Annotated in this window: 21 protein-coding genes and 1 pseudogene; 11 read left to right on the top strand and 11 right to left on the bottom strand. The window is 56.2% G+C overall.

The features are described 5' to 3' along the window. The first annotated feature begins 18 nt into the window (after positions 1-18). Complete coding sequence (yccS, locus tag ACMWKK_RS17620; RefSeq protein WP_045330770.1) at positions 19-2,181, top strand: YccS family putative transporter; 2,163 nt, start codon at positions 19-21, stop codon at positions 2,179-2,181. Here yccS and ACMWKK_RS17615 read toward each other — a convergent pair. Beyond that, positions 2,138-2,764 (bottom strand): TfoX/Sxy family DNA transformation protein, encoded by a 627-nt coding sequence (locus tag ACMWKK_RS17615; RefSeq protein ID WP_045330773.1) that lies wholly within the window; start codon positions 2,762-2,764, stop codon positions 2,138-2,140. The two genes, yccS and ACMWKK_RS17615, sit on opposite strands and share 44 nt — an antisense overlap. 217 nt (positions 2,765-2,981) lie before the next feature. On the opposite strand from ACMWKK_RS17615, the gene sulA reads away from it, so the two are divergent. Together sulA and ompA are read left to right on the top strand one after the other, a co-directional pair. Further along, complete coding sequence (gene sulA / locus ACMWKK_RS17610) at positions 2,982-3,491, top strand: SOS-induced cell division inhibitor SulA (protein ID WP_112781196.1); 510 nt, start codon at positions 2,982-2,984, stop codon at positions 3,489-3,491. A 354-nt stretch (positions 3,492-3,845) separates the two neighbouring features. Then, complete coding sequence (gene ompA, locus ACMWKK_RS17605; protein WP_112781269.1) at positions 3,846-4,901, top strand: porin OmpA; 1,056 nt, start codon at positions 3,846-3,848, stop codon at positions 4,899-4,901. A gap of 63 nt (positions 4,902-4,964) precedes the next feature. On the opposite strand, the gene matP is transcribed toward ompA, so the two are convergent. Further along, positions 4,965-5,417 carry a macrodomain Ter protein MatP gene (gene matP, locus ACMWKK_RS17600; protein WP_045330775.1) on the bottom strand — a complete coding sequence of 151 codons (453 nt, stop codon included), beginning with the start codon at positions 5,415-5,417 and terminating at the stop codon, positions 4,965-4,967. 186 nt (positions 5,418-5,603) lie between these two features. Between matP and ACMWKK_RS17595 the strand changes: the two genes are divergently transcribed. Both ACMWKK_RS17595 and fabA read left to right on the top strand, forming a co-directional pair. Then, positions 5,604-7,364, top strand: coding sequence for an AAA family ATPase (locus tag ACMWKK_RS17595; RefSeq protein ID WP_045330777.1), 1,761 nt, complete (start codon positions 5,604-5,606; stop codon positions 7,362-7,364). A 68-nt stretch (positions 7,365-7,432) separates the two neighbouring features. Next, the gene (gene fabA, locus ACMWKK_RS17590; protein WP_008499931.1) at positions 7,433-7,951 is read left to right on the top strand and encodes a 3-hydroxyacyl-[acyl-carrier-protein] dehydratase FabA; all 519 of its coding nucleotides are present in this window, start codon (positions 7,433-7,435) and stop codon (positions 7,949-7,951) included. 71 nt (positions 7,952-8,022) lie between these two features. On the opposite strand, the gene rmf is transcribed toward fabA, so the two are convergent. The 6 genes from rmf to rlmKL all read right to left on the bottom strand — a co-directional run bounded on the left by rmf (position 8,023) and on the right by rlmKL (position 15,950). After that, positions 8,023-8,190, bottom strand: coding sequence for a ribosome modulation factor (rmf, locus tag ACMWKK_RS17585; RefSeq protein WP_013097261.1), 168 nt, complete (start codon positions 8,188-8,190; stop codon positions 8,023-8,025). Positions 8,191-8,446: 256 nt separating this feature from the next. Beyond that, complete coding sequence (pqiC, locus tag ACMWKK_RS17580; RefSeq protein WP_112781197.1) at positions 8,447-9,013, bottom strand: membrane integrity-associated transporter subunit PqiC; 567 nt, start codon at positions 9,011-9,013, stop codon at positions 8,447-8,449. Then, positions 9,010-10,650 (bottom strand): intermembrane transport protein PqiB, encoded by a 1,641-nt coding sequence (gene pqiB, locus ACMWKK_RS17575; RefSeq protein WP_045330781.1) that lies wholly within the window; start codon positions 10,648-10,650, stop codon positions 9,010-9,012. Before pqiB ends, pqiC begins: the two co-directional genes overlap by 4 nt. Before the next feature lie 4 nt (positions 10,651-10,654). After that, positions 10,655-11,908 carry a membrane integrity-associated transporter subunit PqiA gene (gene pqiA, locus ACMWKK_RS17570; protein ID WP_112781198.1) on the bottom strand — a complete coding sequence of 418 codons (1,254 nt, stop codon included), beginning with the start codon at positions 11,906-11,908 and terminating at the stop codon, positions 10,655-10,657. 13 nt (positions 11,909-11,921) lie between these two features. Continuing rightward, a complete protein-coding gene (locus tag ACMWKK_RS17565) occupies positions 11,922-13,829 on the bottom strand; it encodes an ABC transporter ATP-binding protein (protein ID WP_045330783.1) in 1,908 nt (635 codons plus the stop codon). A 12-nt stretch (positions 13,830-13,841) separates the two neighbouring features. After that, positions 13,842-15,950 carry a bifunctional 23S rRNA (guanine(2069)-N(7))-methyltransferase RlmK/23S rRNA (guanine(2445)-N(2))-methyltransferase RlmL gene (rlmKL, locus tag ACMWKK_RS17560; protein ID WP_112781199.1) on the bottom strand — a complete coding sequence of 703 codons (2,109 nt, stop codon included), beginning with the start codon at positions 15,948-15,950 and terminating at the stop codon, positions 13,842-13,844. Between the two features lie 98 nt (positions 15,951-16,048). Between rlmKL and ACMWKK_RS17555 the strand changes: the two genes are divergently transcribed. After that, positions 16,049-17,158 (top strand): YcbX family protein, encoded by a 1,110-nt coding sequence (locus ACMWKK_RS17555; RefSeq protein WP_112781200.1) that lies wholly within the window; start codon positions 16,049-16,051, stop codon positions 17,156-17,158. Here ACMWKK_RS17555 and zapC read toward each other — a convergent pair. Next, entirely contained in the window at positions 17,155-17,697 is a 543-nt protein-coding gene (zapC, locus tag ACMWKK_RS17550; RefSeq protein ID WP_023311020.1) for a cell division protein ZapC, read from the bottom strand. The genes ACMWKK_RS17555 and zapC overlap by 4 nt on opposite strands. Before the next feature lie 166 nt (positions 17,698-17,863). Further along, positions 17,864-18,874, bottom strand: a complete 1,011-nt coding sequence (gene pyrD, locus ACMWKK_RS17545) for a quinone-dependent dihydroorotate dehydrogenase (RefSeq protein WP_045330790.1) — start codon at positions 18,872-18,874, stop codon at positions 17,864-17,866. 248 nt (positions 18,875-19,122) lie between these two features. On the opposite strand from pyrD, the gene ssuE reads away from it, so the two are divergent. Genes ssuE through ssuB form a run of 5 tightly spaced genes read left to right on the top strand, consistent with a single transcriptional unit; the run spans position 19,123 to position 23,363 of the window. Further along, the gene (gene ssuE, locus ACMWKK_RS17540) at positions 19,123-19,698 is read left to right on the top strand and encodes an NADPH-dependent FMN reductase (protein WP_008499940.1); all 576 of its coding nucleotides are present in this window, start codon (positions 19,123-19,125) and stop codon (positions 19,696-19,698) included. Then, positions 19,691-20,653, top strand: coding sequence for a sulfonate ABC transporter substrate-binding protein (locus ACMWKK_RS17535; protein ID WP_112781201.1), 963 nt, complete (start codon positions 19,691-19,693; stop codon positions 20,651-20,653). The genes ssuE and ACMWKK_RS17535 overlap by 8 nt, the downstream gene beginning before the upstream one ends. Next, positions 20,650-21,795, top strand: a complete 1,146-nt coding sequence (ssuD, locus tag ACMWKK_RS17530) for an FMNH2-dependent alkanesulfonate monooxygenase (RefSeq protein ID WP_045330795.1) — start codon at positions 20,650-20,652, stop codon at positions 21,793-21,795. The genes ACMWKK_RS17535 and ssuD overlap by 4 nt, the downstream gene beginning before the upstream one ends. A 9-nt stretch (positions 21,796-21,804) precedes the next feature. Further along, complete coding sequence (ssuC, locus tag ACMWKK_RS17525) at positions 21,805-22,596, top strand: aliphatic sulfonate ABC transporter permease SsuC (RefSeq protein WP_045330797.1); 792 nt, start codon at positions 21,805-21,807, stop codon at positions 22,594-22,596. Beyond that, on the top strand, positions 22,593-23,363 hold the full coding sequence (gene ssuB, locus ACMWKK_RS17520; RefSeq protein ID WP_045330799.1) for an aliphatic sulfonates ABC transporter ATP-binding protein: 771 nt from the start codon (positions 22,593-22,595) through the stop codon (positions 23,361-23,363). The genes ssuC and ssuB overlap by 4 nt, the downstream gene beginning before the upstream one ends. Before the next feature lie 442 nt (positions 23,364-23,805). Here ssuB and ACMWKK_RS17515 read toward each other — a convergent pair. After that, positions 23,806-24,252, bottom strand: a pseudogene (locus tag ACMWKK_RS17515) (hypothetical protein); the annotation flags it as partial. Positions 24,253-24,388: the final 136 nt, after the last annotated feature.

Raw genomic sequence — 24,388 nt, 5'->3', positions numbered from 1 at the left:
TAAGGACTGGCCGCGTTTATGCTAAGCCCACTGCTTCGCCGTTATACCTGGAACAGCACCTGGCTTTATAACGTCAGGATATTTATCGCGCTTTGCGGCACGGTTGCCCTGCCCTGGTGGCTGAATGACGTCAAGCTCACCATCCCACTTACGCTGGGGGTGGTGGCCGGGGCGCTGGCGGACCTGGACGATCGCCTGGCCGGGCGTTTACGTAACCTGGTCATCACGCTCGTCTGCTTTTTTATCGCGTCAGCGTCCGTTGAGCTGCTTTTCCCCTGGCCCTGGCTGTTTGCCCTTGGCCTTACGCTCTCAACCAGCGGGTTTATTTTGCTGGGCGGCCTTGGGCAGCGCTATGCCACCATCGCGTTTGGTGCATTGCTGATCGCCATCTACACCATGCTGGGCGTTTCCCTGTACGACCAGTGGTACCAGCAGCCGGTACTGCTGCTGCTCGGCGCCGTCTGGTACAACCTGCTAACGCTAACCGGTCATCTGATCTTCCCGGTTCGTCCGCTGCAGGATAATCTCGCCCGCAGCTTTGAGCAGCTAGCCCACTATCTCGAACTGAAATCCCGACTGTTCGACCCGGATATTGAGGAAGACAGCCAGGCTCCGCTTTACGATCTGGCGCTGGCCAATGGCCAACTGGTCGCCACCCTGAACCAGACAAAAGCCTCGCTGCTGACCCGCCTGCGCGGCGATCGCGGTCAGCGTGGAACCCGAAGGACCCTACACTACTATTTTGCTGCTCAGGACATACATGAGCGCGCCAGCTCATCGCACGTTCAGTATGCCGCCCTGCGCGAGAAGTTCCGCTACAGCGACGTGATGTTCCGCTTCCAGCGCCTGCTGTCCATGCAGTCCCAGGCCTGCCAGCAGCTCTCGCGCTCCATCCTGCTGCGCACGCCCTATCAGCATGACCCGCGCTTTGAACGCGTATTTAGCCACCTTGATGCGGCGCTCGATCGCGTTCAGGCCAGCGGAACGTCGCCGGAACACATCAAAGCACTTGGTTTTTTGCTGAACAACCTGCGGGCGATTGACGCTCAGCTGGCGACCATTGAGTCCGAACAGGCGATGGCGCTTCCGGGCAGCGAGGCAGAAAACCAGCTTGCTGATGACAGCGTGCACAGCGTCAGCGATATGTGGCTACGGCTGAGCCGCAACTTTACGCCGGAGTCGGCGCTCTTTCGCCACGCTGTGAGGATGTCGCTGGTGCTGTGCGTGGGTTATGCCTTTATCCAGATAACCGGGCTGCACCACGGCTACTGGATCCTGCTCACCAGCCTGTTCGTCTGCCAGCCGAACTACAACGCCACCCGCCATCGTCTTGCGCTGCGTATTATCGGCACGCTGGTTGGCGTCGCGATTGGCCTTCCGGTGCTCTATTTTGTGCCCTCCATTGAAGGTCAGCTGATTCTGATCGTCATTACCGGCGTGCTGTTCTTCGCATTTCGCAACGTGCAGTATGCCCATGCCACCATGTTCATCACTTTGCTGGTGCTGCTCTGCTTTAACCTGCTGGGTGAAGGGTTTGAAGTCGCCCTGCCCCGCGTGATCGATACCCTGATTGGCTGCGCGATTGCCTGGGCTGCGGTCAGCTTTATCTGGCCAGACTGGCGTTTCCGCAATTTGCCGCGGGTGGTAGACAGGGCAATGAACGCCAACTGTCGCTACCTTGACGCCATCCTGGAGCAGTACCACCAGGGGCGCGATAACCGTCTGGCGTACCGGATAGCCCGTCGCGATGCGCACAACAGTGATGCAGAACTGGCCTCCGTTGTCTCGAACATGTCAACGGAGCCTCGCGCCACGGCGGAGATTCGTGAGACGGCGTTCCGCCTGCTCTGCCTGAACCATACGTTCACCAGCTATATTTCGACGCTGGGCGCCCACCGTGAGAAGCTCACCAACCCGGGTATTCTTAATCTGCTCGATGACGCCGTCTGCTATGTCGATGACGCGCTACATCATCGACCCGCCGATGAGCCGCGCGTTCAACAGGCGCTGGATGAGCTGGCTCAACGCATTGCGCATCTTGACCCAGGAAACGACAGCAAAGCGCCGCTGGTGCTTCAACAGATCGGCCTGCTTATCGCTCTGCTGCCTGAAATTTGCCGGCTGCAACAGCAAATTGCTACCTGGAGGAGTGATTCTCCTGTGGCTCAGGCAGCGCATTAAACCACTCCGTCAGCTCCCGGCGAATGCCTGCCGGGAGTGCCGCCTCATGCAGCCCTTCGATTGCCCCCTCAAGCGCGAAGAGAACTTTAATACTGAGCGCTTTATTCTTTGCCCGCATCTTTAGCCAGCTCGCTCTGGCACCCAGCGCCCGCAGCGTTTCTTCATTGGTAATGCCTGCTTCAAAGAGCAAAACCTCAATCTGAAAGGTCAGGTTTGGCAGATCTTTTAGTCGGTTACGCTGATGGCGCTGATAGCGCTCTTTTCTTGCCGCGCTGAGCGCAAACGAAGAGAGCTCAAGCAGCCGCTCCCTGTCCTGCCATAATCCGTCATCCACGCGGTAATAGTTGAGCAGCACCGGGCGGCCTCGCTTCATCAACGTTAAAAATGAAGAGGCATTTTTGACACAGTATTTGGCACTCTCCTCACAGGCCCGCAGGTAAAGCTCGCCATCAGACACCATGGCAAAGACGGCATCATCCACCGCCAGGGTGTAGCCTCCAAACAGCGCGCGATGATGGATCTCGCCCAGTGGTGAAAGGTATTCCTGGGATTTATAAATCCGTTCATAAGATATCTTTTTCATGATATTTCCCTTCAAAATCATAAAGTAACAACGAAATTTCTTACTAGCGGATCCGTTAGCAGGAAAATAGGCAACTTATCTCCGTTGAGCAAGATGAATTTGCAAGGGGCATCAAGATTGAATGAATTTTGCGAGTCGCTTTCCGAAAATGAGGTTGATCTTTATGCATACAGGAGTTACTGTATATCCATACAGTAACTACAGGGCTGGAATGAATATGCACACTTCAGGCTATGCAAATCGCTCAACCTCTCTCTCTTCTACCGCAGGCAATGCCGCGCAGAAATCCGTCGAGCGTGTTTCCACGGGGCTTATCAGTGAAGTGGTTTATCGTGAAGACCAGCCCCTGTTGACGCAACTTTTGCTGTTGCCGTTATTGCAACAGCTCGGGCAGCAATCGCGCTGGCAGCTTTGGCTCACGCCTCAGCAAAAACTGAGCCGTGAGTGGGTGCAGTCCGCAGGCCTTCCGCTGACCAAGGTTATGCAAATTAATCAGCTCGCACCGTGCGATACCGTTGAGTCGATGATCCGCGCGTTACGCACCGGAAATTACAGCGTGGTGATTGGGTGGTTATCGGAAGAATTGACGGAAGAAGAACATTTCCGTCTGACTGAAGCCGCCGAAGAAGGGAATGCGATCGGGTTCATCATGCGTCCAGTTCGATCGGATTCTTACCGCAAAGGACAACTTTCCGGGCTAAAAATTCACTCAAATTTGTACCATTGAGTGAAATTAAGATTTTTCCTGGAATTTTTTTTGACAGCAAGATGAGATTTAAGTTCCCAATCTCAAAATTGCGGAAAGGCTTGTCTGGTGCGGTTCTCCTTAATTTTATTGCACAAAATTCGTTCAAAAAATGTTAAATAATCGGTATACGGAACTTTTTTTTTCATATGCCTGACGGACTTCACACTTGTAAGTTTTCAGCTACGTTGTAGACTTTACATCGCCAGGGGTGCTCGGCCTAAGCCGAAGATATCGGTAGATTTATATTTGACCACGCCCCCCGGTGAAGGATTTAACCGTGATTCTCAGTTGAGACATTCATGGCGAATTTTGGATGATAACGAGGCGCAAAAAATGAAAAAGACAGCTATCGCGATTGCAGTGGCACTGGCTGGCTTCGCTACCGTAGCGCAGGCCGCTCCGAAAGATAATACCTGGTATGCAGGTGGTAAACTGGGCTGGTCTCAGTTCCACGACACCGGCTGGTACGACAGCGCAAACAACAATGATGGCCCTACTCACAAGAGCCAGCTTGGTGCAGGTGCGTTCGGTGGCTATCAGGTTAACCCGTATGTTGGTTTTGAAATGGGTTACGACTGGTTAGGTCGTATGCCATACAAAGGCGACAACGTAAACGGCGCTTTCAAAGCACAGGGCGTTCAGCTGACCGCTAAACTGGGTTACCCAGTAACTGACGATCTGGACGTGTACACCCGTCTGGGCGGCATGGTATGGCGCGCTGACTCCAGCAACAGCCGTGCTGGCGACGATCATGACACCGGTGTTTCCCCAGTATTCGCTGGTGGCGTTGAGTGGGCTATGACCCGTGACATCGCTACCCGTCTGGAATACCAGTGGGTTAACAACATCGGCGACGGCAACACCGTTGGTGTTCGTCCAGACAACGGCATGCTGAGCGTAGGTGTTTCCTACCGCTTCGGCCAGCAGGAAGATGCAGCACCAGTTGTTGCTCCAGCGCCGGCTCCAGCTCCAGAAGTACAGACCAAGCACTTCACTCTGAAGTCTGACGTTCTGTTCAACTTCAACAAAGCGACTCTGAAACCAGAAGGCCAGCAGGCACTGGATCAGCTGTACACCCAGCTGAGCAACCTGGATCCTAAAGACGGTTCCGTAGTGGTTCTGGGCTTCACCGACCGTATCGGTTCTGACGCTTACAACCAGAAACTGTCTGAGAAACGTGCTCAGTCTGTTGTTGATTACCTGATCTCTAAAGGTATCCCAGCTAACAAGATCTCCCCACGTGGTATGGGCGAATCTAACCCAGTTACTGGCAACACCTGTGACAACGTGAAAGCTCGCGCTGCACTGATCGACTGCCTGGCTCCAGATCGTCGCGTAGAGATCGAAGTTAAAGGCATCAAAGACGTTGTAACTCAGCCAGCGGCATAAGTTATCGTCTTAAAAAAAACCCCGCCATGCGGGGTTTTTTATTGTCTGAAGAAAAGCAAAAATCTACTTTTTACCCAACAGCGCCTGAAGGTCGTTCTTCAGCGTCGACATCTGGCTGGCGTACTTCTCTTTATGCTCGGCGTCTTCAATCAACTGCACGATGGTTTCCGACAGCGTTTTACCTCGTCGTTGGGCAAGCCCGGCCAGACGCTGCCAGACTACGAACTCCAGGTCGATTGATTTTTTGCGCGTGTGCTGATGCTCCGCATTAAAATGCCGTTTGCGTCGCGCGCGGATAGTTTGCTTCATCCGGTTTAGCAGCGCAGGATTGATGTGTTTCTCAATCCAGCCGTTAACCTGTACCGGTTCATTTTCGAGGGTCAGCAAAATATCCACGGCTTCTTGCGCAGCGCTGGCTTCGACGTAGCAGGTGATCAGCTCCCCTTCACGGTGCTTTTTGACCAGGTACTTCCATTTCCAGCCGCTTTCGAGATTTTCCAGTTGTTGATATTTCATTGCGATCTCAGTGTTACCACGTAACTCTGTTCAGAATATCAGTTTTTTAGCAATCTGCTGAAAAGAAATCATATCCTGTGAGTGAATGCAGCCAATCGGCCAGCCGAAATACCCAATCCCGCTTGGGTACACCCCCTCGCTTACGGTATACTCCACGCTTTTACATCTGACTAAAAAACATCAACTTTGACCATTACGAAACTTGCATGGCGTGACCTTGTTCCGGATACCGAAAGTTATCAGGAACTGTTTGCACAGCCAGATCTCGCAAAAGAACACGAATTCATCCTTAGCGATACGCAGCCACGTTTGCATTATGCGCTGGAGCAGGTGTTAAGCCCTTGGGCAACTGCGCCATTCATGCTGCTCAAGGCTCCGGAAGAAGCGGAATACCTTACGCTGCTTGGAGATGCCGTACGCCAGCTGAAGCCGGAAGCGAATGCCGTTTTTGGCGGCCAGTATCGTATCGCGGGACATGATGTCACATTCGAACCGGCGGCGCAGGCCGATGGCGGCTTTGCCGCTAAGGGTGAAGTGATTACCGCTAACTGGGTCGAGGCTGAACAGCTTTTTGGTTGTCTGCGCCAGTTTAACGGTGAACTTTCGCTGCAGCCGGGGCTGGTACACCGCGCAAATGGCGGTGTTCTCATCATATCTCTCCGCACCCTGCTCTCGCAGCCGCTGTTGTGGATGCGTCTGAAAACTATCGTTACTCAACAGCGTTTCGACTGGGTCGGCTACGACGAATCTCGTCCTCTGCCTGTCTCCGTTCCGTCTATGCCGCTGTCGCTGACCGTCGTGCTGACGGGCGACCGCGAATCGCTGGCAGACTTCCAGGAAATGGAACCTGAACTGGCTGAGCAGGCGGTATATAGCGAATACGAAGATAACATCCAGATCGCCGATGCCGACGATATGACGCAGTGGTGCCAGTGGGTGATGGCCGTTGCAGAACGTTTTGCCCTGCCAACGCCTGCGGCTGACGCGTGGCCAGGCTTAATCCGTGAAGCGGTACGCTACACCGGTGATCAGGAAACGCTGCCGCTTTGCCCGCTCTGGATCGGCAAACAGCTGCGTGAAGTGGGTGTGATTAGCGGTAACGGTGCGTTCACCGGAGAGCAGCTCACCCAGATGCTGGCGCAGCGCGAATGGCGAGAAGGCTATCTTGCCGACCGTATGCAGGATGAAATTCTGCTGGAACAAATTCTGGTGGAAACCGAAGGCGAACGCGTCGGGCAGATCAACGCCCTGTCGGTCATTGAATTTCCTGGCCATCCGCGCGCATTCGGGGAACCGTCCCGAATCAGCTGCGTGGTGCATATTGGCGACGGCGAGTTCACCGATATCGAACGAAAAGCCGAGCTGGGCGGCAACATTCACGCGAAGGGCATGATGATCATGCAGGCGTTTTTAATGTCAGAGCTACAGCTCGAGCAGCAGATCCCCTTCTCCGCCTCGCTGACGTTTGAGCAGTCCTACAGCGAAGTGGATGGCGATAGCGCCTCTATGGCGGAGCTGTGCGCCTTGATCAGCGCCCTGGCGGAAGTGCCCATCAACCAGAATATTGCGATCACCGGTTCGGTGGACCAGTTTGGTCGTGCGCAGCCAGTGGGTGGCCTCAACGAAAAAATTGAAGGCTTCTTCGCTATCTGCCAGCAGCGCGGTTTAAACGGCAAACAGGGTGTGATTATTCCCGCGCCCAACGCACGCCATTTGAGCCTCAGCCAGGATATTCTGGATGCCGTTGAGCAAGAGCAGTTCGCTATCTGGGCCATCGAGGGGATTGAGGATGCACTACCCTTACTGACAAACCTGGTATGGGATGGCGAAGGGCAAACCACCCTGATGCAGACTATCCAGGAGCGCATTGCTCAGGCGACGCAGCAGGACGCTCGCCACCGTTATCCATGGCCGTTACGCTGGCTGGGCTGGTTTGGTTCGAACTGATCGGACTTGTTCAGCGTACACGTGTTAGCTATCCTGCGTCCTTCACTAAAATAAGGCTTACTGAGAACATGGTAGATAAACGCGAATCCTATACAAAAGAAGATCTTCTTGCCTCTGGTCGCGGTGAACTGTTTGGCGCGAAAGGCCCACAGTTACCGGCCCCGAACATGCTGATGATGGACCGTGTCGTGAAAATGACCGAAACCGGCGGCAACTTCGATAAGGGTTACGTAGAAGCAGAGCTCGATATCAATCCGGACCTGTGGTTCTTCGGTTGCCACTTTATCGGCGATCCGGTCATGCCTGGCTGTCTGGGCCTGGATGCCATGTGGCAGCTGGTTGGCTTCTATCTGGGCTGGCTGGGCGGCGAAGGTAAAGGCCGCGCGCTGGGCGTGGGCGAAGTAAAATTCACCGGTCAGGTTCTGCCTACAGCGAAGAAAGTGACCTACCGTATTCACTTCAAGCGCATCGTTAACCGCCGCCTGATTATGGGTCTGGCAGATGGCGAAGTGCTGGTCGACGGTCGTCTGATCTACAGCGCAAGCGACCTGAAAGTGGGTCTGTTCCAGGACACGTCCGCGTTCTGATTGTGCTTTAGGCACCCCCATAAAGGCGAAACCTCCGCATTGCGGAGGTTTCTTTTTTGAAAGAGACGTTATCAGGCTATGAGTGCCCTGTCGCCGATGGCTTCTCGCCAGCCTCCAAGCCATTGTGACCTTTGATTTATCGTCTGATAAGGACACATTTCTTTAGAACGTCCAGCGATGCCGGCCTGATAACCACGTTGATGAGCCCGTTCCAGGCGATCTCGTTTCTGTCTCTTCATGCCTCGTTTCCCTCATTCTTTTGTCTGGTGGAAAGAAAACAGTGTCTGCACTCGATGCACAGGCACAGATAACGAATACCCCGAATTAGTCGCAGCGTCAATGTTCAAAATTCATACGGGTGTCATATTTGTGAGCTAGCTGGAAGTTCATTTGTACAAAAATTGTGACGTGGCACAAGTAACGATCTGAAGTGAAAACGAAAAAAAAACCGCAATCAGCGACAGGCCAACTGCGGTTTTTGATGATGAATTTTACTTATGGCATCCGGGAAATTTCTCTCGCGATGCTGGCCGACTCCTGGGCCCAGCCCTGAGCCAGCACTTTCACCATTTCGTCATAGCCATCTTTTTGCTGCTTCAGCTCCAGATGGAAAGGACGCTTAATCAGCTGCCCCTGATGGTTCAGCAACCACTCCCCACCGATCACCACCGCACCGTCATAGCGGCCATGGAAGGCCGAGACCGTGACGTTCAGCGTATCCTGGTCGTTACCCAACGGCTGTGACGCGACAACCCAGCCCGGAAGCTGGCTGCCCAGGTTGGCCACCAGCGTGTTGCGCAGCTGCTGATCCAGCGGGCTGGCCCACAGGTTGTTGGTCGCAATCACGTATTTAACGTCGCTGGTCTGATAAACCACACCGTTTCCTGCCAGATAATCCGGCACTGCAACCTGCTCAACCCACAGCTGACGGTTTCCCTGCGAAGCGGTACTCTGGGTACCAGCCTGTGCCATCAGCGGTAGCTGATAGTAGCTTTTTGTTTCACTCCCTGAGCTACAGGCCGTGAGTACCATTGCTCCTACAATCGCTAGCCATTTTTTCATTGTTTCGCCCTCTTCGGCTCAGGATCCTTTTTATCTTTCGCTTCGAACACCAGCGCATTGCTCTTCTCGTTGAGCGTTTTCAGCACCGGCTGCAGTTCACGTAAGACCTGATCAAGACGCTGCATGTCTGCCACCATCTTGTTATAGGCCGCTGAGCCCGGCTGGAAGCCCTGCATACTGCGGTTCAGCTCGCGCAGCGTTTTCTGCATGTCCTGCGGCAGCTGCTGCATACTCTGGCTCGCGGTGATCTTATTGATGTTATCCAGCGTGGTTTGCAGACGACGCATCGTTGCCTGGCTTTCGCTCAGCGAGTTCGTCGCCGCTTCGATCATCGGATTCAGTGGCAGATTGTTAATCTTATCCAGGGTCTCCATCAGACGCTGCTGGATCTGCGCCAGACCGCTGCTCACCGTTGGGATGATCTTGTAACCACCGAATTCACGAATACCGGTAATCGGCGGCGCTTTCGGGTAGAAGTCCATATCCACATACAGGGCACCGGTTACCAGGTTGCCGGTTTTCAGCGACCCGCGCAGGCCGCGCTCCATCAGTTGACTGATATGGGTGGCAATATCCTGGCTCTCACCAATCTGATTAAGCAGACGTTCCGGCTCGATGCGAATCAGCACCGGAATGCGGTAATCATCATCCAGCATCTGGCTCAGGCCCGGGACAAAGAAGGGAACTTGTCCAACCGTACCCAGACGAATACCGCGAAACTCCACCGGTGCGCCCGGCTGCAGGCCGCGAACGGAGTCCTTAAAGAACATCAGGAAGTCAACGTGATCGGTATAGAGCGCGTCCTGAATGCTTCGCTGATCGTCAAAGAGACGGAAAGCGGTATTCTCTGCGACCGGCTGCCCCAAATCCAGGCCTTCCGGCACGTCAAAACTCACGCCGCCGCCAAACAGCGTGGTCAGCGAGCCCATCTCAACGCGCATGCCTGCCGACGTCAGATCCACCGCGATCCCGCTGTCTTTCCAGAAACGGACGTTGCTGGTGACCAGCCGATCGTTAGGCGCATTGATGAAGAGCTGATAGCTGATCGCGCGCTTCTGCGGATCGAACGTGCTTTTCTCAACGGACCCGACGCGATAGCCGCGGAACAGGACCGGGTCGCCCGCCGTAAGCTGGCCCGCTTTTTTACTGTCGAGGATGACGCGGATGCCCTTGGCATCCGGCGGCGCAAGCGGCGGTGAATCCAGAAGCTGGTATTTGGCAGGCTGGTTACCCTTGGCGCCCGGCTGCAGCTCAATGTAGGCACCCGAAAGCAGCGTCCCTAAGCCGCTGATGCCCTCACGCCCCACCTGCGGCTTAACAACCCAGAAAACGGAATCGCCGTGCAGCAGTTTTTCCATGCCGGCATTAAGGCGCGCCTTAATCTCCACATGGGTTAAATCGTCGGTCAGGGTTGCGCTTTCCACCACGCCCACATCCACGCTACGGCTTTTGATGGTCGTTTTACCGCCCTCAATTCCCTCGGCATTGGTGGTGATCAGCGTGACTTCCGGTCCCTGATGGCTGTAATGATAAAACAGGATCCAGGCACCGATCAGCGCAGTCACGATGGGAAAAATCCACACCGGCGACCAGTTTTTGACCTTCTGCACTTTCGCCTCTCCACTCTTATTTTCCATGCTCTTACTCTTCCTCATGGCTTGATTCAGGCTCACGATCCCACGATAAACGAGGGTCGAAGGTCATGGCCGCAAACATGGTCATAATTACCACCAGTGCAAACATTAAAGCCCCCATCGCGGGATAAATACTCATCAAACCGCCCATCCGCACCAGCGCAGAGAGAACGGCGATGACAAACACGTCAATCATCGACCAGCGTCCGACAAATTCGACCACTTCATAAATCAGGTGCATACGTTCGCTGTCGCGTTTCCCATGCCCCTTCGCATCCCAGCAGAGCCAGGCGATGGCGATCATTTTTAAGGTGGGCACCATAATACTGGCGATAAAAATGACCCCGGCGACCGGATAAGAACCTTCGCCCCACAGCAGAATGACCCCGGCCAGGATCGTCGAGGGCATTTTGTCCCCGAGCAAATCGGTAATCATGATCGGCAGAATATTGGCAGGCAGATAGAGCATGATGGACGTGACCAGCAGCGCCATCGTCCACTGCAGGCTATTTTTACGGCGTACGTGACCTTTGGTTTCACAGCGCGGACACACGTCGAGATCGGCGGGCAGCACGGCGGTGCAGCATGGGCAAGAACGCAGCCCCTGACGAATGCCGGGCACGCCGACCTTCACCGTCTGCGCAAGCGTCGGTGCCGGGGCGATATCATCCCATGCCCAGCGCCTGTCCACGCACTGAAATGCGCGCAGCTGCAGAACGCAGTACAGGCACCACGGAATAAAGCTGCTGCCGATGCCCACATCGCCGTAGGCCATCAGCTTCACGAAGCTGACCAGAATGCCCGCCAGAAAAATCTCGGCCATGCCCCAGCTTTTGAGCTGGAACAGGATACGCGCGAGCCAGATTTTCAGTGATGTCGACATCCTGACGCGGTTCACCAGCAAAAGGATGACGATCAGGCACAAGGCCGGGACTATCTGGACAAACAGGAGAAAAAAGGTGCCGAGGCTGGCGTAATCTTCCGAGAACATCACGCCCGGGATCTCCAGCAGATCCACCTGGCTGGTCATTCCCCCCACCTTCATATAGATGAAGGGGAAGAGATTGGAGAGCAGCAGCATGAACAGTGCCGCCAGAGCGTAGGCAGTGGGACGCTGCCTTGGCGCGTCCCACTCGGTTGTCAACGTCGTCCCGCAACGTGGACACAGGGCTTTATGTCCGTGACCAAGCTCTGGCAACGCCACGAGCATATCGCATTGCGAGCATAAAATATGCCGGTCGGCATGGTGCTGGTCACACATATGTTATCCCTGTTTATGCGCCGTTTTTCAGAGACTCAAGGTACTCCCAGCGCTCAAAGGCCTCTTCCAGGGCTTTTTCAGCCGCGGAGAGTTCAGCCAGTACTTTCTGAGTATAGTCATGCGATTGGGTAAAGAATGACGCATCAGCAACCTGCGATTGCAGATCCTCAAGCGCAGCCTCCAGCTCTTCAAGACGCTGGGGTAGCCCCTCCAGTTCGCGCTGCAGGTTATAACTTAGTTTAGCCGAGGTTTTCTTGACAGTTTCTGCTTTTGCGACAGCAGGTTCCGGTCCATTTTTGGATTTCGCCTGTTTTATCGCCAGCGACTGGGCCTGCTGCCCTTTTGCATCATGATAACCGCCAACGTACTGGCCGATTCGCCCTTCACCCTCGAAGATCCAGCATTCGGTCACGGTGTTGTCCACGAACTGACGATCGTGGCTGACCAGCATCACGGTACCCTGATAACCGTCAATCAGCTCTTCGAGCAGTTCCAGCGTTTCGACATCCAGGTCGTTCGTTGGTTCATCGAGGATCAGCAGGTTGCTTGGCTTCAGGAACAGGCGCGCCAGCAGAAGACGGTTTCGCTCCCCCCCCGACAGCGCACGCACCGGCGTCATGGCGCGTTTCGGATGGAACAGGAAGTCCTGCAGGTAGCCCAGCACGTGACGCGGCTTGCCGTTCACCATCACTTCCTGCTTGCCTTCGGCGAGGTTATCCATCACCGTCCGGTCGGGATCCAGCTCCGCGCGGTGCTGGTCGAAGTAGGCCACTTCCAGCTTGGTCCCGCAGTGAATGCGGCCGCTGTCTGCCTGCAGCTGGCCGAGCATCAGCTTCAGCAACGTGGTTTTACCGCAGCCGTTCGGGCCAATCAGGGCTATTTTGTCGCCGCGCTGAACCTGCGCGGAGAAGTCCTTCACCAGCACTTTACCGTCAACCTGATAGTTAACGTTCTCCATTTCGAAGACAATCTTGCCGGAGCGGGACGCCTCTTCCACCTGCATTTTGGCGCTGCCCATCACTTCACGGCGTTCGCTGCGCTCGCGGCGCATCGCCTTCAGGGCACGCACGCGGCCTTCGTTACGGGTACGGCGGGCTTTAATGCCCTGGCGGATCCAGACCTCTTCCTGCGCCAGCTTGCGGTCAAACTCGGCATTTTGCAGCTCTTCCACGCGCAGGTTTTCTTCTTTTTCGAGCAGATAGGTATCGTAATCGCCGGGATAGGTCACCAGCTTGCCGCGATCGAGGTCGACAATGCGCGTCGCCATATTGCGAATAAACGAACGGTCGTGCGAGATAAAGATGATGGTGCCGCTGAAGGTTTTCAGGAACCCTTCCAGCCAGTCGATCGCTTCAATATCCAGGTGGTTAGTCGGTTCGTCCAGCAGCAGCACCTTCGGCCCGCTGACCAGCGCGCGGCCCAAGGCTGCTTTACGCAGCCAGCCGCCGGAGAGTGCCGACAGCTCCATATCGGGTTCCAGACCGAGCTGCGCCAGCACTTCATTAATGCGGTTTTCAAGCTGCCACAGGCCGTGATGATCGAGCATCTCCTGCACTTTCGCCAGCTCGTTGAGGTTTTTGTCGCTCGGATCGGTCATCACCAGATGCGAAATCTCGTGATAACGCTTCAGGTATTCGGCCTGCTCGGAGATCCCCTCCGCCACGAAATCGTACACGCTGCCGGTCACGTGACGCGGTGGATCCTGCTGCAGGCGGGAGACAATCAGATCCTGCTCGTAAACAATACGCCCGTCATCCAGGCCCTGCTCGCGGTTGAGGATTTTCATCAGCGTGGATTTACCCGCGCCGTTACGGCCCACCAGGCAGACGCGCTCGTTATCTTCGATATGCAGCTCTGCATTGTCGAGAAGCGGTGAGTCGCTGAAGGAGAGCCACGCGCCGTGCATACTAATTAAAGACATTTATTTTTCCTTTCAGACCGCGGTAATCAACCAGCAGTTATGGATTTGACGGTTACGCGCAAAGTCCTGAGACAGCGTTTTTTGGCTGATTTCTTGTGCTTTCAGTCCCAGGGCCGCTAAGCCGTTGTGATCCATACGGAAGCCGCGTTTGTTGTTCGAGAACATAATAATGCCGCCCTTGCGCAGCAGGCGCTTCAGGTCGGTCATCAGGCGCAGGTGATCGCGTTGAACGTCAAAGCTATCTTCCATACGCTTGGAGTTGGAGAAGGTCGGCGGATCGATAAAGATCAGGTCAAACTGCTCGTCGGTGTCGCGCAGCCAGCCCAGCACGTCGGCCTGCATCAGGCGGTGCTGACGCCCGGTTAACCCGTTCAGGCGCAGGTTGCGTTCCGCCCACTCCAGATAGGTACGCGACATATCCACCGTAGTGGTGCTGCGCGCCCCGCCCAGACCTGCATGCACGCTGGCGCTGCCGGTATAGGAGAAGAGGTTCAGGAAGTCTTTGCCCTTGCTCATCTGGCCCAGCATGCGGCGGGCGATACGGTGGTCGAGGAACAGGCCGGTATCGAGATAGTCGGTCAGGTTGACCCACAGGCGGGCGTTGTATTCGCCCACCTCGATAAAGTCGCCCTTCTCACCCATCTTCTGATACTGGTTTTTGCCTTTCTGACGCTCGCGGGTTTTCAGCACCAGCCTGTTTGGTGCAATACCCAGTACGGCGATGGTGGCGGCAATGACGTCCAGCATGCGCTGACGCGCTTTTTGCGCATCAATGGTTTTCGGCGGCGCATATTCCTGAATCACCACCCAGTCCGCGTAGCGGTCAACCGCCACGTTGTATTCCGGTAGATCGGCATCGTACAGGCGATAGCATTCAATGCCCTCCTGCTTCGCCCACTTCTCAAATTTCTTCAGATTTTTGCGCAGGCGGTTGGCGTAATCTTCCGCCACGCCGGACGGCTTGCTGTCGGCCGCCTTCTCCGCCAGATGGTAGTTTTTCTGCACGCAGTCCAGCGGGCCGTTTTTCGCCTTAAACTGGCGATCGGCGCGCAGCTGCAGGCAGCTCAGCAGTTCCGGCGAGGCGCTGAACAGAGACAGGTTCCAGCCGCCGAAGTGGTCCTTCATGTTGCGGCCCAGCAGGCTGTGCAGGGCGATCAGCGCCGGTTCGCTGTCGAGACGCTCGCCGTATGGCGGGTTGCTGATCACGGTACCGTACGGGCCTTTCGGCAGCGGGTTGGTCAGGTTCGCCACGTCCTTCACCTCGAAGGTGACCAGTTCGCCGATACCGGCGCGGCGGGCGTTGCTGCGCGCGCGCTCAATGACGCGCGGGTCGCTGTCCGAACCGTAGAAATGCGAGGTGTACTCCGCCAGGCCCTTACGCGCGCGGGTCTGCGCCTCGTCTTTGACCTCTTTCCAGAGGGCTTCATCGTGCTGCGCCCAGCCCTTAAAGCCCCAGTGGCCACGGTGCAGTCCTGGCGCACGGTCGGTGGCCAGCATCGCGGCTTCAATCAGCAGCGTACCGGAACCACACATCGGATCGAGCAGCGGCGTGCCCGGCTGCCAGCCGGAACGCATGACGATCGCGGCCGCCAGGGTCTCTTTGATTGGCGCCATCCCGGTGCGATCGCGGTAGCCGCGCAGGTGCAGGCCGGCGCCGCTCAGATCGAGAGAGATGCTTGCCGTGTCGCCGTTCAGCCAGACGTTGATACGCAGATCCGGGTTCTCACGATCGACGTTCGGACGTTCCTTATTTTTGCGCGTGAAGCAGTCCACGATGGCGTCTTTTACGCGCAGGGCACCGTACTGGCTGTTGCGGATCTCGTCGTTCACGCCGTTAAAGTGCACCGCAAAGGTAGCATTCGGGGTAAAGATCTCTGTCCAGTCGATCATCTGAACGCCGGTATAGAGATCCAGGTCACTGTAGACCCTGCACTCCTTCATCGGCAGCATGATGCGCGACGCCAGACGGCTCCACATCAGGCTCTGGTAAATAAGCCGCGTGTCGCCCTCAAAATGGACACCACCCTGAACCACCTGGCACTCTTGCGCGCCCAGGCTTTCCAGTTCAGTTTTTAACAGCTCTTCCAGCCCACGGGCCGTACTGGCAAACAGAGAATTCATATCGTCACTTTTACTCTTAGAAAATTGTCGCGCATTATAGCTAATATGGCGTGTATGTCATAAAGTTGAAGGCTTATTTTCATTTGTGGGAGTGTGCAGTGGCGACGTTATCCAGGCTTTTTATTCATCCGGTGAAATCCATGCGCGGCATCGGCGTCTCTCACGCGCTGGCCGACATGAGCGGATTCGCCTTCGATCGCATTTTTATGGTCACCGAGCCGGACGGCACGTTCATTACCGCACGCCAGTTCCCGCAGATGGTTCGCTTTACCCCTTCCCCGCTTCACGACGGTTTGCATTTGACCGCGCCGGACGGTTCCAGCGCGGTGATTCGCTTTGCTGATTTTGCGCCCGTCGACGCGCCAACGGAAGTGTGGGGTAACCATTTTACCGCACGCATCGCCCCGGATGAGATCAATCGCTGGCTGAGCGGCTTCTTCTCCCGCGACGTGCAGCTGCGCTGGGTGGGGCCTGAACTGACGCGGCGCGTGAAGCGTCATGACGCCGTTCCCCTCTCCTTCGCCGATGGCTTTCCGTTCCTGCTGACCAATGAAGCCTCGCTGCGTGATTTACAAGGCCGGTGCAAAGCCAGCGTTCAGATGGAACAGTTCCGTCCGAACCTGGTGGTGACGGGTGCCGACGCCTGGGAAGAAGACACCTGGAAAGTGATCCGCATTGGCAGCGTCATTTTTGACGTGGTGAAGCCCTGCAGTCGCTGCATTTTCACGACGGTGAGCCCTGAGAAAGGCCAGAAGCACCCTTCCGGCGAACCGCTGAAGACGCTGCAGTCGTTCCGCACCGCGCAGGATAACGGCGACGTCGATTTCGGCCAGAACCTCATCCCGCGCACCAGCGGCGCAATCCGCGTCGGTGATGAGGTCGAGATCCTTGCCCGTGGGCCTGCAAGAGCGTACGGCCCGGGCCAGGAGGAGGAGTTTGTTGACGTTGAGACAAACGTTGCCGCTGCGGTAGAGATTCACTGGCAGGGCACGGCAATCCGTGGCAACAATCAGCAGGTATTACTGGAGCAGCTGGAGCAGGCCGGTATTCGCGTACCCTATTCCTGTCGCGCGGGAATTTGCGGATGCTGCCGCATCAAGCTGGTAGAAGGTGAAGTGACTGCGCTGAAGAAATCTGCAGTGGGTGATGACGGGACCATTCTGTGCTGTAGCTGCGTCCCAAAAACGTCCGTACAGCTGGAAGCTTAAACCGCCTGTTCGAGGCTGAAGGAATCGACGCGCAGCTGTGGCTTCAGCCTGTCGTTCATGACTTTGATGGCATCACCAAGCTGCATCGTCCGCCCGGCAATCGTGACGCCGGGCTGCGCCAGCAGACAAAGCGCGGCATTTTCGCCCGGCTCAACCACTAACAGGCTCACCTCTTCGGCGGTATCGCTCAGATTGACGCTGGCCGCATCGCCCGTTGCCGGGGTCCAGCTCATACCATGCGCAAGAAAATGCCAGCTTTTTGGCATCTGCGGTTTCAGGAAACGAATGGCCACCAGCGCATTTAATACCAGCTCTGCGCGCTGCTCTTTTGAGAGCACCAGATCGCGGCATTTTTCTTCAAAGGAGAAATAAAGCGCAGCGTCATCAACGCAAAAGCCCGACGGGGAAAACGCGTCCGGGGTTAACATGCGGCGGGCAAAACGAGAACGAAACAACATGCCATTGGCTAAATCGAGCATCATTCGGTCATGCTCGTCGCAAAAATACCAGCGCCAGTTATCGTCAGGTTTAATTCGCATGTCTCTCTCCCGTCCCCGAAACGTCCTGTACTAAAAATGTCCTGTTTGCCGCCTCGTTTATAACACCATTAATAAAAGACTATAATGTTTAAATAAGCAACAGTGACGGAATATAAAACAACCAGGGCTGGAAATAAAGCCCTGGTTGTCTGATAAGGAGAAAAGATTAGATATGCGTAACGATTTCTTTAATCAGCGGCGGCCCTTTGAAAATAAAGCCGGAATAAATTTGCACCAGCGACGCTCCCGCCGCCATCTTCTCGCGCGCAGCAATCACGGAGTCGATACCGCCGACGCCAATAATCGGCAGGCGTCCTTTTAATTCCGCAGACAGGGCGCGAATAATTTCGGTGCTTTTTAACTGAACCGGACGTCCGCTTAACCCACCCGCTTCGTCACAGTTTTTCATTCCCTGCACGAGGGAACGATCGAGCGTGGTATTGGTCGCAATCACACCATCAATATTATGACGAACTAAACTGTCGGCAACCTGGATCAATTCTTCGGCAGAAAGATCCGGCGCGATCTTAACCGCCACCGGAACATATTTATGGTGGATCGCCTGGAGTTCGTTTTGCTTATTTTTAATGGCGCTCAGAAGATCGTCCAGCGCTTCGCCATATTGTAAGGAACGCAGCCCCGGGGTATTGGGAGAAGAAATATTCACCGCAATATAACCGGCATAGGCGTAGACTTTTTCCATACAAATCAGGTAGTCATCTTTACCCTGCTCGACAGGCGTGTCTTTATTTTTGCCGATATTGATGCCTAATATTCCGTCAAAATGGGCTTTTTTAACGTTCTCTACCAGGTGATCAACACCGAGGTTATTAAAGCCCATGCGGTTGATCAGCCCTTCGGCTTCAACCAGGCGGAAAAGGCGCGGCTTGTCATTTCCCGGCTGCGGGCGCGGGGTGACGGTGCCGATTTCAATAGAGCCGAAGCCCATCGCGCCCAGGGCGTCAATGCACTCGCCGTTTTTGTCCAGACCGGCCGCCAGACCCAGCGGATTTTTAAAGGTGAGCCCCATGCACTGCACGGGTTTTACCGGCACATGCTGGCGCACCAGCGCGGCCAGAGGCGTTCCGGTAATGCGACGTAACTGCTGGAATGTCAATTCATGAGCGCGCTCAGGGTCGAGCTGGAAAAGGGCTTTACGAACGAAGGGGTAGTACATGAACTCTCCTGGATTCCCGGTGTGCAAACCGGGAGGGGATTATGGGCGATCCGCGCGCGAAAGGGAATTGACCTGCGGCAAAAAAGCAGCGTAAAACGCAATCGTTTTCCTGCCCGTTTCATTCTTATGCACTTTTTCGCATTTAAATTGCAGATAAATCATTTAGTGGAATAACCGCGCGATGTCACACTCCTTCAAATTGTTATGAATGTTAGATAAAAGCAAACAATTGGTTATAAGGAGGAAGTATGCGCGTCATTACCCTGGCCGGAAGTCCACGATTCCCATCGCGCTCCAGCGCCCTGCTGGAATATGCCCGCGAAAAACTCAATGCCCTGGATGTGGAAGTGTGCCACTGGAACCTGCATAACTTCGAACCTGAAGATCTGCTCTATGCCCGTTTCGACAGCCCGGCGCTGAAAACGCTCATCGAGCAGCTTAACGGCGCTGACGGCTTGATTGTGGCGACGCCTATTTATAAAGCCTCTTTTTCCGGGGCGCTAAAAACGCTGCTCGATCTGCTTCCGGAACGCGCCCTGGACGGTAAAGTGGTGCTGCCGCTGGCAACGGGCGGTACGGTTGCCCATTTGCTGGCCGTAGATTACGCCCTCAAGCCGGTGCTGAACGCGCTGAAGGCGCAGGAGATCCTCCACGGCGTTTTCGCGGATGACTCCCAGGTCATCGACTATCAGCACAAACCCCACTTTACGCCCAACCTGCAAACCCGCCTCGATAACGCTCTGGAAACCTTCTGGCATGCCCTGCACCGTCGGGATATCCAGGCCCCGGCGTTTGGTCAGCCTCAAGGAGTCGCTCATGTTTAAAACGTTAACCCGCATCGGACTGGCTGGTCTGATGGCGCTGACCTCGCTGGCCCATGCCGCAGAAACGGCGCCGGAAAGTTTACGTATCGGCTATCAGAAAGGCAGCGTCAGCATGGTGCTGGCGAAAAGCCACCAGCTGCTGGAAAAACGCTACCCGAACACCAAATTCTCCTGGGTGGAGTTCCCGGCTGGCCCGCAGATGCTGGAGGCCCTGAACGTCGGCAGTATCGATATCGGCAGCACGGGCGATATTCCGCCGATATTCGCCCAGGCGGCGGGGGCGGACCTCGTCTATGTTGGCGTTGAGCCGCCCAAGCCGAAGGCCGAGGTGATTTTGGTGCCTGAAAACAGCGACATTAAAAGCGTCGCCGATCTTAAAGGTCATAAGGTGGCGTTTCAGAAGGGTTCCAGCTCGCACAACCTGCTCCTGCGCGCCCTGCAGGAGGCCGGGCTTAAGTTCACCGACATTCAGCCCGTTTACCTGACGCCTGCCGACGCGCGCGCTGCGTTCCAGCAGAAGAACGTGGATGCCTGGGCCATCTGGGATCCGTACTATTCCGCCGCGTTGCTGCAGGGCGGCGTTCGCGTGCTGAAAGACGGCACCACGCTGAAACAGACCGGCTCGTTCTATCTCGCCGCGCGTCCTTATGCGGAAAAGAACGGCGCATTTATTCAGGGCGTGCTGGATACCTTTACCCAGGCCGATGCGCTGACCCAGACCCAGCGTCAGGAGAGCATTGCCCTGCTGGCGAAAACCATGGGCTTACCTGAGCCGGTGATCGCGAGCTATCTCAACCACCGTCCGCCGACCACCATTACGCCCGTTGACGCACACGTCGCCGCGCTTCAGCAGCAAACGGCTGACCTTTTCTATCAAAACCACCTGGTGCCAAAACAGGTCACTATTCGCGAACGCATCTGGCAGCCCGCAGGCAAAGAAGGAGCTAAATCATGAGTCTGAATCTTTTCTGGTTTTTACCCACCCACGGTGATGGACACTATCTTGGTACAGAAGAGGGCTCGCGCCCGGTTGACCACGGCTACCTGCAGCAGATTGCGCAGGCGGCGGACCGCATCGGCTTCACCGGGGTACTGATCCCAACCGGACGTTCATGTGAAGATGCCTGGCTGGTGGCTGCATCGATGATCCCGGTCACCCAGCGCCTGAAGTTCCTGGTGGCGTTACGCCCGAGCGTTGTCTCGCCCACCGTGGCGGCGCGTCAGGCGGCGACGCTTGACAGACTGTCCAACGGCCGCGCCCTGTTTAACCTGGTGACGGGCAGCGATCCGCAGGAGCTGGCGGGCGATGGGGTGTTCCTCGATCATACCGAGCGCTACGAGGCCTCTGCCGAGTTCACGCGCGTCTGGAGACGCCTGCTGGAAGGCGAAACGGTTACCTTTGAAGGCAAGCATATCCACGTCCGCGACGCGAAGCTCTACTTCCCGCCGGTGCAGCAGCCGCGCCCGCCGCTCTATTTTGGCGGATCGTCGGACGTTGCCCAGGATCTGGCGGCCGAGCAGGTCGATCTCTATCTGACCTGGGGTGAACCGCCCGAGCTGGTGAAAGAAAAAATTGCCCAGGTACGCGCTAAAGCGGCCGCCCATGGCCGCAAGGTGCGCTTCGGTATTCGCCTGCACGTGATTGTGCGCGAAACCAATGAAGAAGCCTGGCAGGCCGCCGACCGTCTGATTTCCCATCTGGATGATGAGACCATCGCAAAGGCGCAGGCCGCGTTTGCCAAAACCGACTCCGTCGGACAGCACAGGATGGCGTCCCTGCACAACGGCAAGCGCGAGAACCTGGAGATTAGCCCGAACCTGTGGGCGGGCGTTGGCCTGGTGCGCGGCGGTGCAGGTACCGCGCTGGTCGGCGACGGCCCGACCGTGGCCGCGCGCATCAATGAATACGCCGAGCTGGGTATCGACAGCTTTATTCTCTCCGGCTATCCGCACCTGGAAGAGGCCTACAAGGTGGGCGAGCTGTTGTTCCCGCATCTGGATGTCGCCATTCCGGAGGTTCCGCAGCCGCAGCGGCTCCAGCTTCAGGGCGAAGCCGTGGCGAACGAGTTTATTCCACGCAAAGCCGCGCAGAGCTAAGGAGTGACCATGTCTGCCACCTCACAAAAATGGCTGCTGCGCGCCGCGCCGTGGTTTTTACCCGTCGGCATTGTGGCTCTCTGGCAGCTCGCGTCGTCCACCGGCTGGCTGTCGAGCCGCATTCTGCCCTCACCTGAGGGCGTTGTAGAAGCGTTCTGGTCGCTGAGCGTGAGCGGTGAGCTGTGGCAACATCTGGCGATCAGCTCCTGGCGCGCGGTAATCGGGTTTTCCATCGGCGGCAGCATCGGCCTGGCTCTGGGCCTGATCAGCGGCCTGTCCCGCTGGGGGGAGCGTCTGCTGGATACGTCGATACAGATGCTGCGTAACGTGCCGCATCTGGCGCTGATCCCGCTGGTTATCCTGTGGTTTGGAATCGATGAGAGCGCCAAGATCTTCCTCGTGGCGCTGGGCACATTGTTCCCGATTTACATCAACACCTGGCACGGCATCCGCAATATCGATCGCGGTCTGGTGGAGATGGCGCGCAGCTACGGCTTGTCGGGTTTTTCCCTCTTTGTTCACGTGATTCTGCCGGGCGCCCTGCCCTCCATTATGGTTGGGGTGCGTTTTGCGCTCGGCCTGATGTGGCTGACGCTGATTGTGGCAGAGACCATTTCGGCCAACTCCGGCATTGGCTACCTGGCGATGAACGCCCGCGAATTTCTGCAAACGGACGTGGTGGTGGTTGCCATCATTCTGTACGCCCTGCTCGGCAAACTTGCCGACGTCAGCGCCCAGTGGCTGGAACGCAGCTGGCTGCGCTGGAACCCGGCCTATACCCTTCAGGAGGCGAAAGCATGAATACTGCACGACTGAACCAGGGAACGCCGCTACTGCTGAACGGCGTGACCAAACGCTACGGTGAAAACACCATTCTGAACGGGCTGGATCTGCATATTCCCGCCGGCCAGTTTGTGGCCGTTGTCGGTCGCAGCGGCGGCGGCAAGAGTACCCTGCTACGGCTGCTGGCCGGACTGGAAGCCCCTAACGGCGGCGACATTCTGGCAGGGACAACGCCGCTTGCGAATATTCAGGACGATACCCGCATGATGTTCCAGGACGCGCGCCTGCTTCCGTGGAAGACGGTTATCGACAATGTCGGGCTCGGTCTTAAGGGCAGCTGGCGGGACGAAGCCCGTCAGGCGCTGGCCGCCGTTGGGCTGGAAAATCGAGCGGGTGAATGGCCTGCAGCCCTCTCGGGCGGGCAGAAGCAGCGCGTGGCGCTGGCGCGAGCGTTGATTCACCGTCCGGGCCTGCTGTTGCTTGATGAGCCCCTTGGCGCGCTCGACGCCCTGACGCGCATCGAAATGCAGGATTTGATTGTATCCCTGTGGCAGGCGCACGGCTTTACGGTACTGCTGGTGACGCATGACGTGAGCGAAGCCGTCGCGATGGCGGATCGGGTGCTGTTGATAGAGGATGGGAAAATTGGTCTGGATCTGACGGTGGATCTTCCTCGACCTCGTCGCGTGGGCTCGGCAAGACTGGCGGAGCTCGAAGCTGAGGTATTAGATCGAGTGATGAAGCGCGGGAGCACGGAGTTACAGCGAGCTAAGGCTAATGCCTGATGCCCGGCCCTCTCCCACAGGGCTGAGGAATCCCCACAAAATAATGCCAGCACAGTCGGCCCCCTCTTCATTGAGGGAGAGGGTTGGGGTGAGGGGGGGAACATACGGCTGTAGTGGTCATTCCGTTCACTTTATGTTCCTTGCTACTCTGTGACGACATGACCGGTGAACGTGCCAGGGTGGCTCAATCGCCACCCCCCTGGCGACCCGGGCTCCCGGCGGTAAATCGCCGCTTCGCGGTGCCCTCAGCTTATTCCTTCAGGCTATCGGGTCGGGCATGAGCCTGCATCCCTGCAGGCCACGCCCTCTCGGCGCATCCCTGCGCCTCGCCCCGGCCTTCCGGAAACGCTTCGGCGATTTACAGCCGAACCAGGGCGTCGCTGTAAGCCATTAATTTTGCATAATAAACGTTCATCGCTTCAGGTAAAAAAATTACTGGGGATTCCTCAGCGCCGAAGGTGTGCAAATACGAGGCGCTATCGTTGGTAATGGCCGTGGAATAGACAAACATCCAGATCACCAGCATTACAAAATAGAGCGCGCCTAATAAAATCCCCCAGTGTTTGCCCAAATAGCCGCTGATTAGGCTCGGGTAGTCTTTGCACTCCGGCGATTCCGCCAGCGTATTAATAAACAGACGCTGGAATAAATACATGGCCGGATAGCCGATTATTGATGAGAGCAAAAATACCCATAGCCCCATTAATCCTACCTGCACGGGGAGAAAAACTATCCCCGCGCCGATAGCCATCCCAATACTCATGATGACCCAGCCCGTGTCGGTGCTGTCGAATTTAATGGCCTCTTGCCACTCGCTTTCACTCATTCCCGCCCGTCCTGCCGCGGGGGAATCATTCACCATCACGCTGCTATTTGTTGCCGTATCCATTGGACACTCGCTTATTTTGTAGGGTAAACAGTTGTTTTTATAGGGTTCCGATCGCCAGCGATTGCGAATCAGAGAGCAGCAGGTGCTTATAGTTGATGTGTGAAAATCATATCCGGAGCGAGGGAGAAAAAGTCAC

Origin of the sequence: Enterobacter sp. 01-M-03-SI-ECC (genome assembly GCF_047530215.1) — a bacterium.
Lineage (GTDB): Bacteria > Pseudomonadota > Gammaproteobacteria > Enterobacterales > Enterobacteriaceae > Enterobacter > Enterobacter chengduensis.
This window is presented reverse-complemented; position numbering and strand designations above follow the sequence as displayed.

What these genes read in the sequence shown, in the direction of transcription:
- yccS (WP_045330770.1), top strand. Translation starts at nt 19, where the DNA reads ATGCTAAGCCCACTGCTTCGCCGTTATACCTGGAACAGCACCTGGCTT.
- ACMWKK_RS17615 (WP_045330773.1), bottom strand. Translation starts at nt 2,764, where the DNA reads ATGAAAAAGATATCTTATGAACGGATTTATAAATCCCAGGAATACCTT.
- sulA (WP_112781196.1), top strand. Translation starts at nt 2,982, where the DNA reads ATGCACACTTCAGGCTATGCAAATCGCTCAACCTCTCTCTCTTCTACC.
- ompA (WP_112781269.1), top strand. Translation starts at nt 3,846, where the DNA reads ATGAAAAAGACAGCTATCGCGATTGCAGTGGCACTGGCTGGCTTCGCT.
- matP (WP_045330775.1), bottom strand. Translation starts at nt 5,417, where the DNA reads ATGAAATATCAACAACTGGAAAATCTCGAAAGCGGCTGGAAATGGAAG.
- fabA (WP_008499931.1), top strand. Translation starts at nt 7,433, where the DNA reads ATGGTAGATAAACGCGAATCCTATACAAAAGAAGATCTTCTTGCCTCT.
- rmf (WP_013097261.1), bottom strand. Translation starts at nt 8,190, where the DNA reads ATGAAGAGACAGAAACGAGATCGCCTGGAACGGGCTCATCAACGTGGT.
- pqiC (WP_112781197.1), bottom strand. Translation starts at nt 9,013, where the DNA reads ATGAAAAAATGGCTAGCGATTGTAGGAGCAATGGTACTCACGGCCTGT.
- pqiB (WP_045330781.1), bottom strand. Translation starts at nt 10,650, where the DNA reads ATGGAAAATAAGAGTGGAGAGGCGAAAGTGCAGAAGGTCAAAAACTGG.
- pqiA (WP_112781198.1), bottom strand. Translation starts at nt 11,908, where the DNA reads ATGTGTGACCAGCACCATGCCGACCGGCATATTTTATGCTCGCAATGC.
- ACMWKK_RS17565 (WP_045330783.1), bottom strand. Translation starts at nt 13,829, where the DNA reads ATGTCTTTAATTAGTATGCACGGCGCGTGGCTCTCCTTCAGCGACTCA.
- rlmKL (WP_112781199.1), bottom strand. Translation starts at nt 15,950, where the DNA reads ATGAATTCTCTGTTTGCCAGTACGGCCCGTGGGCTGGAAGAGCTGTTA.
- zapC (WP_023311020.1), bottom strand. Translation starts at nt 17,697, where the DNA reads ATGCGAATTAAACCTGACGATAACTGGCGCTGGTATTTTTGCGACGAG.
- pyrD (WP_045330790.1), bottom strand. Translation starts at nt 18,874, where the DNA reads ATGTACTACCCCTTCGTTCGTAAAGCCCTTTTCCAGCTCGACCCTGAG.
- ssuE (WP_008499940.1), top strand. Translation starts at nt 19,123, where the DNA reads ATGCGCGTCATTACCCTGGCCGGAAGTCCACGATTCCCATCGCGCTCC.
- ACMWKK_RS17535 (WP_112781201.1), top strand. Translation starts at nt 19,691, where the DNA reads ATGTTTAAAACGTTAACCCGCATCGGACTGGCTGGTCTGATGGCGCTG.
- ssuD (WP_045330795.1), top strand. Translation starts at nt 20,650, where the DNA reads ATGAGTCTGAATCTTTTCTGGTTTTTACCCACCCACGGTGATGGACAC.
- ssuC (WP_045330797.1), top strand. Translation starts at nt 21,805, where the DNA reads ATGTCTGCCACCTCACAAAAATGGCTGCTGCGCGCCGCGCCGTGGTTT.
- ssuB (WP_045330799.1), top strand. Translation starts at nt 22,593, where the DNA reads ATGAATACTGCACGACTGAACCAGGGAACGCCGCTACTGCTGAACGGC.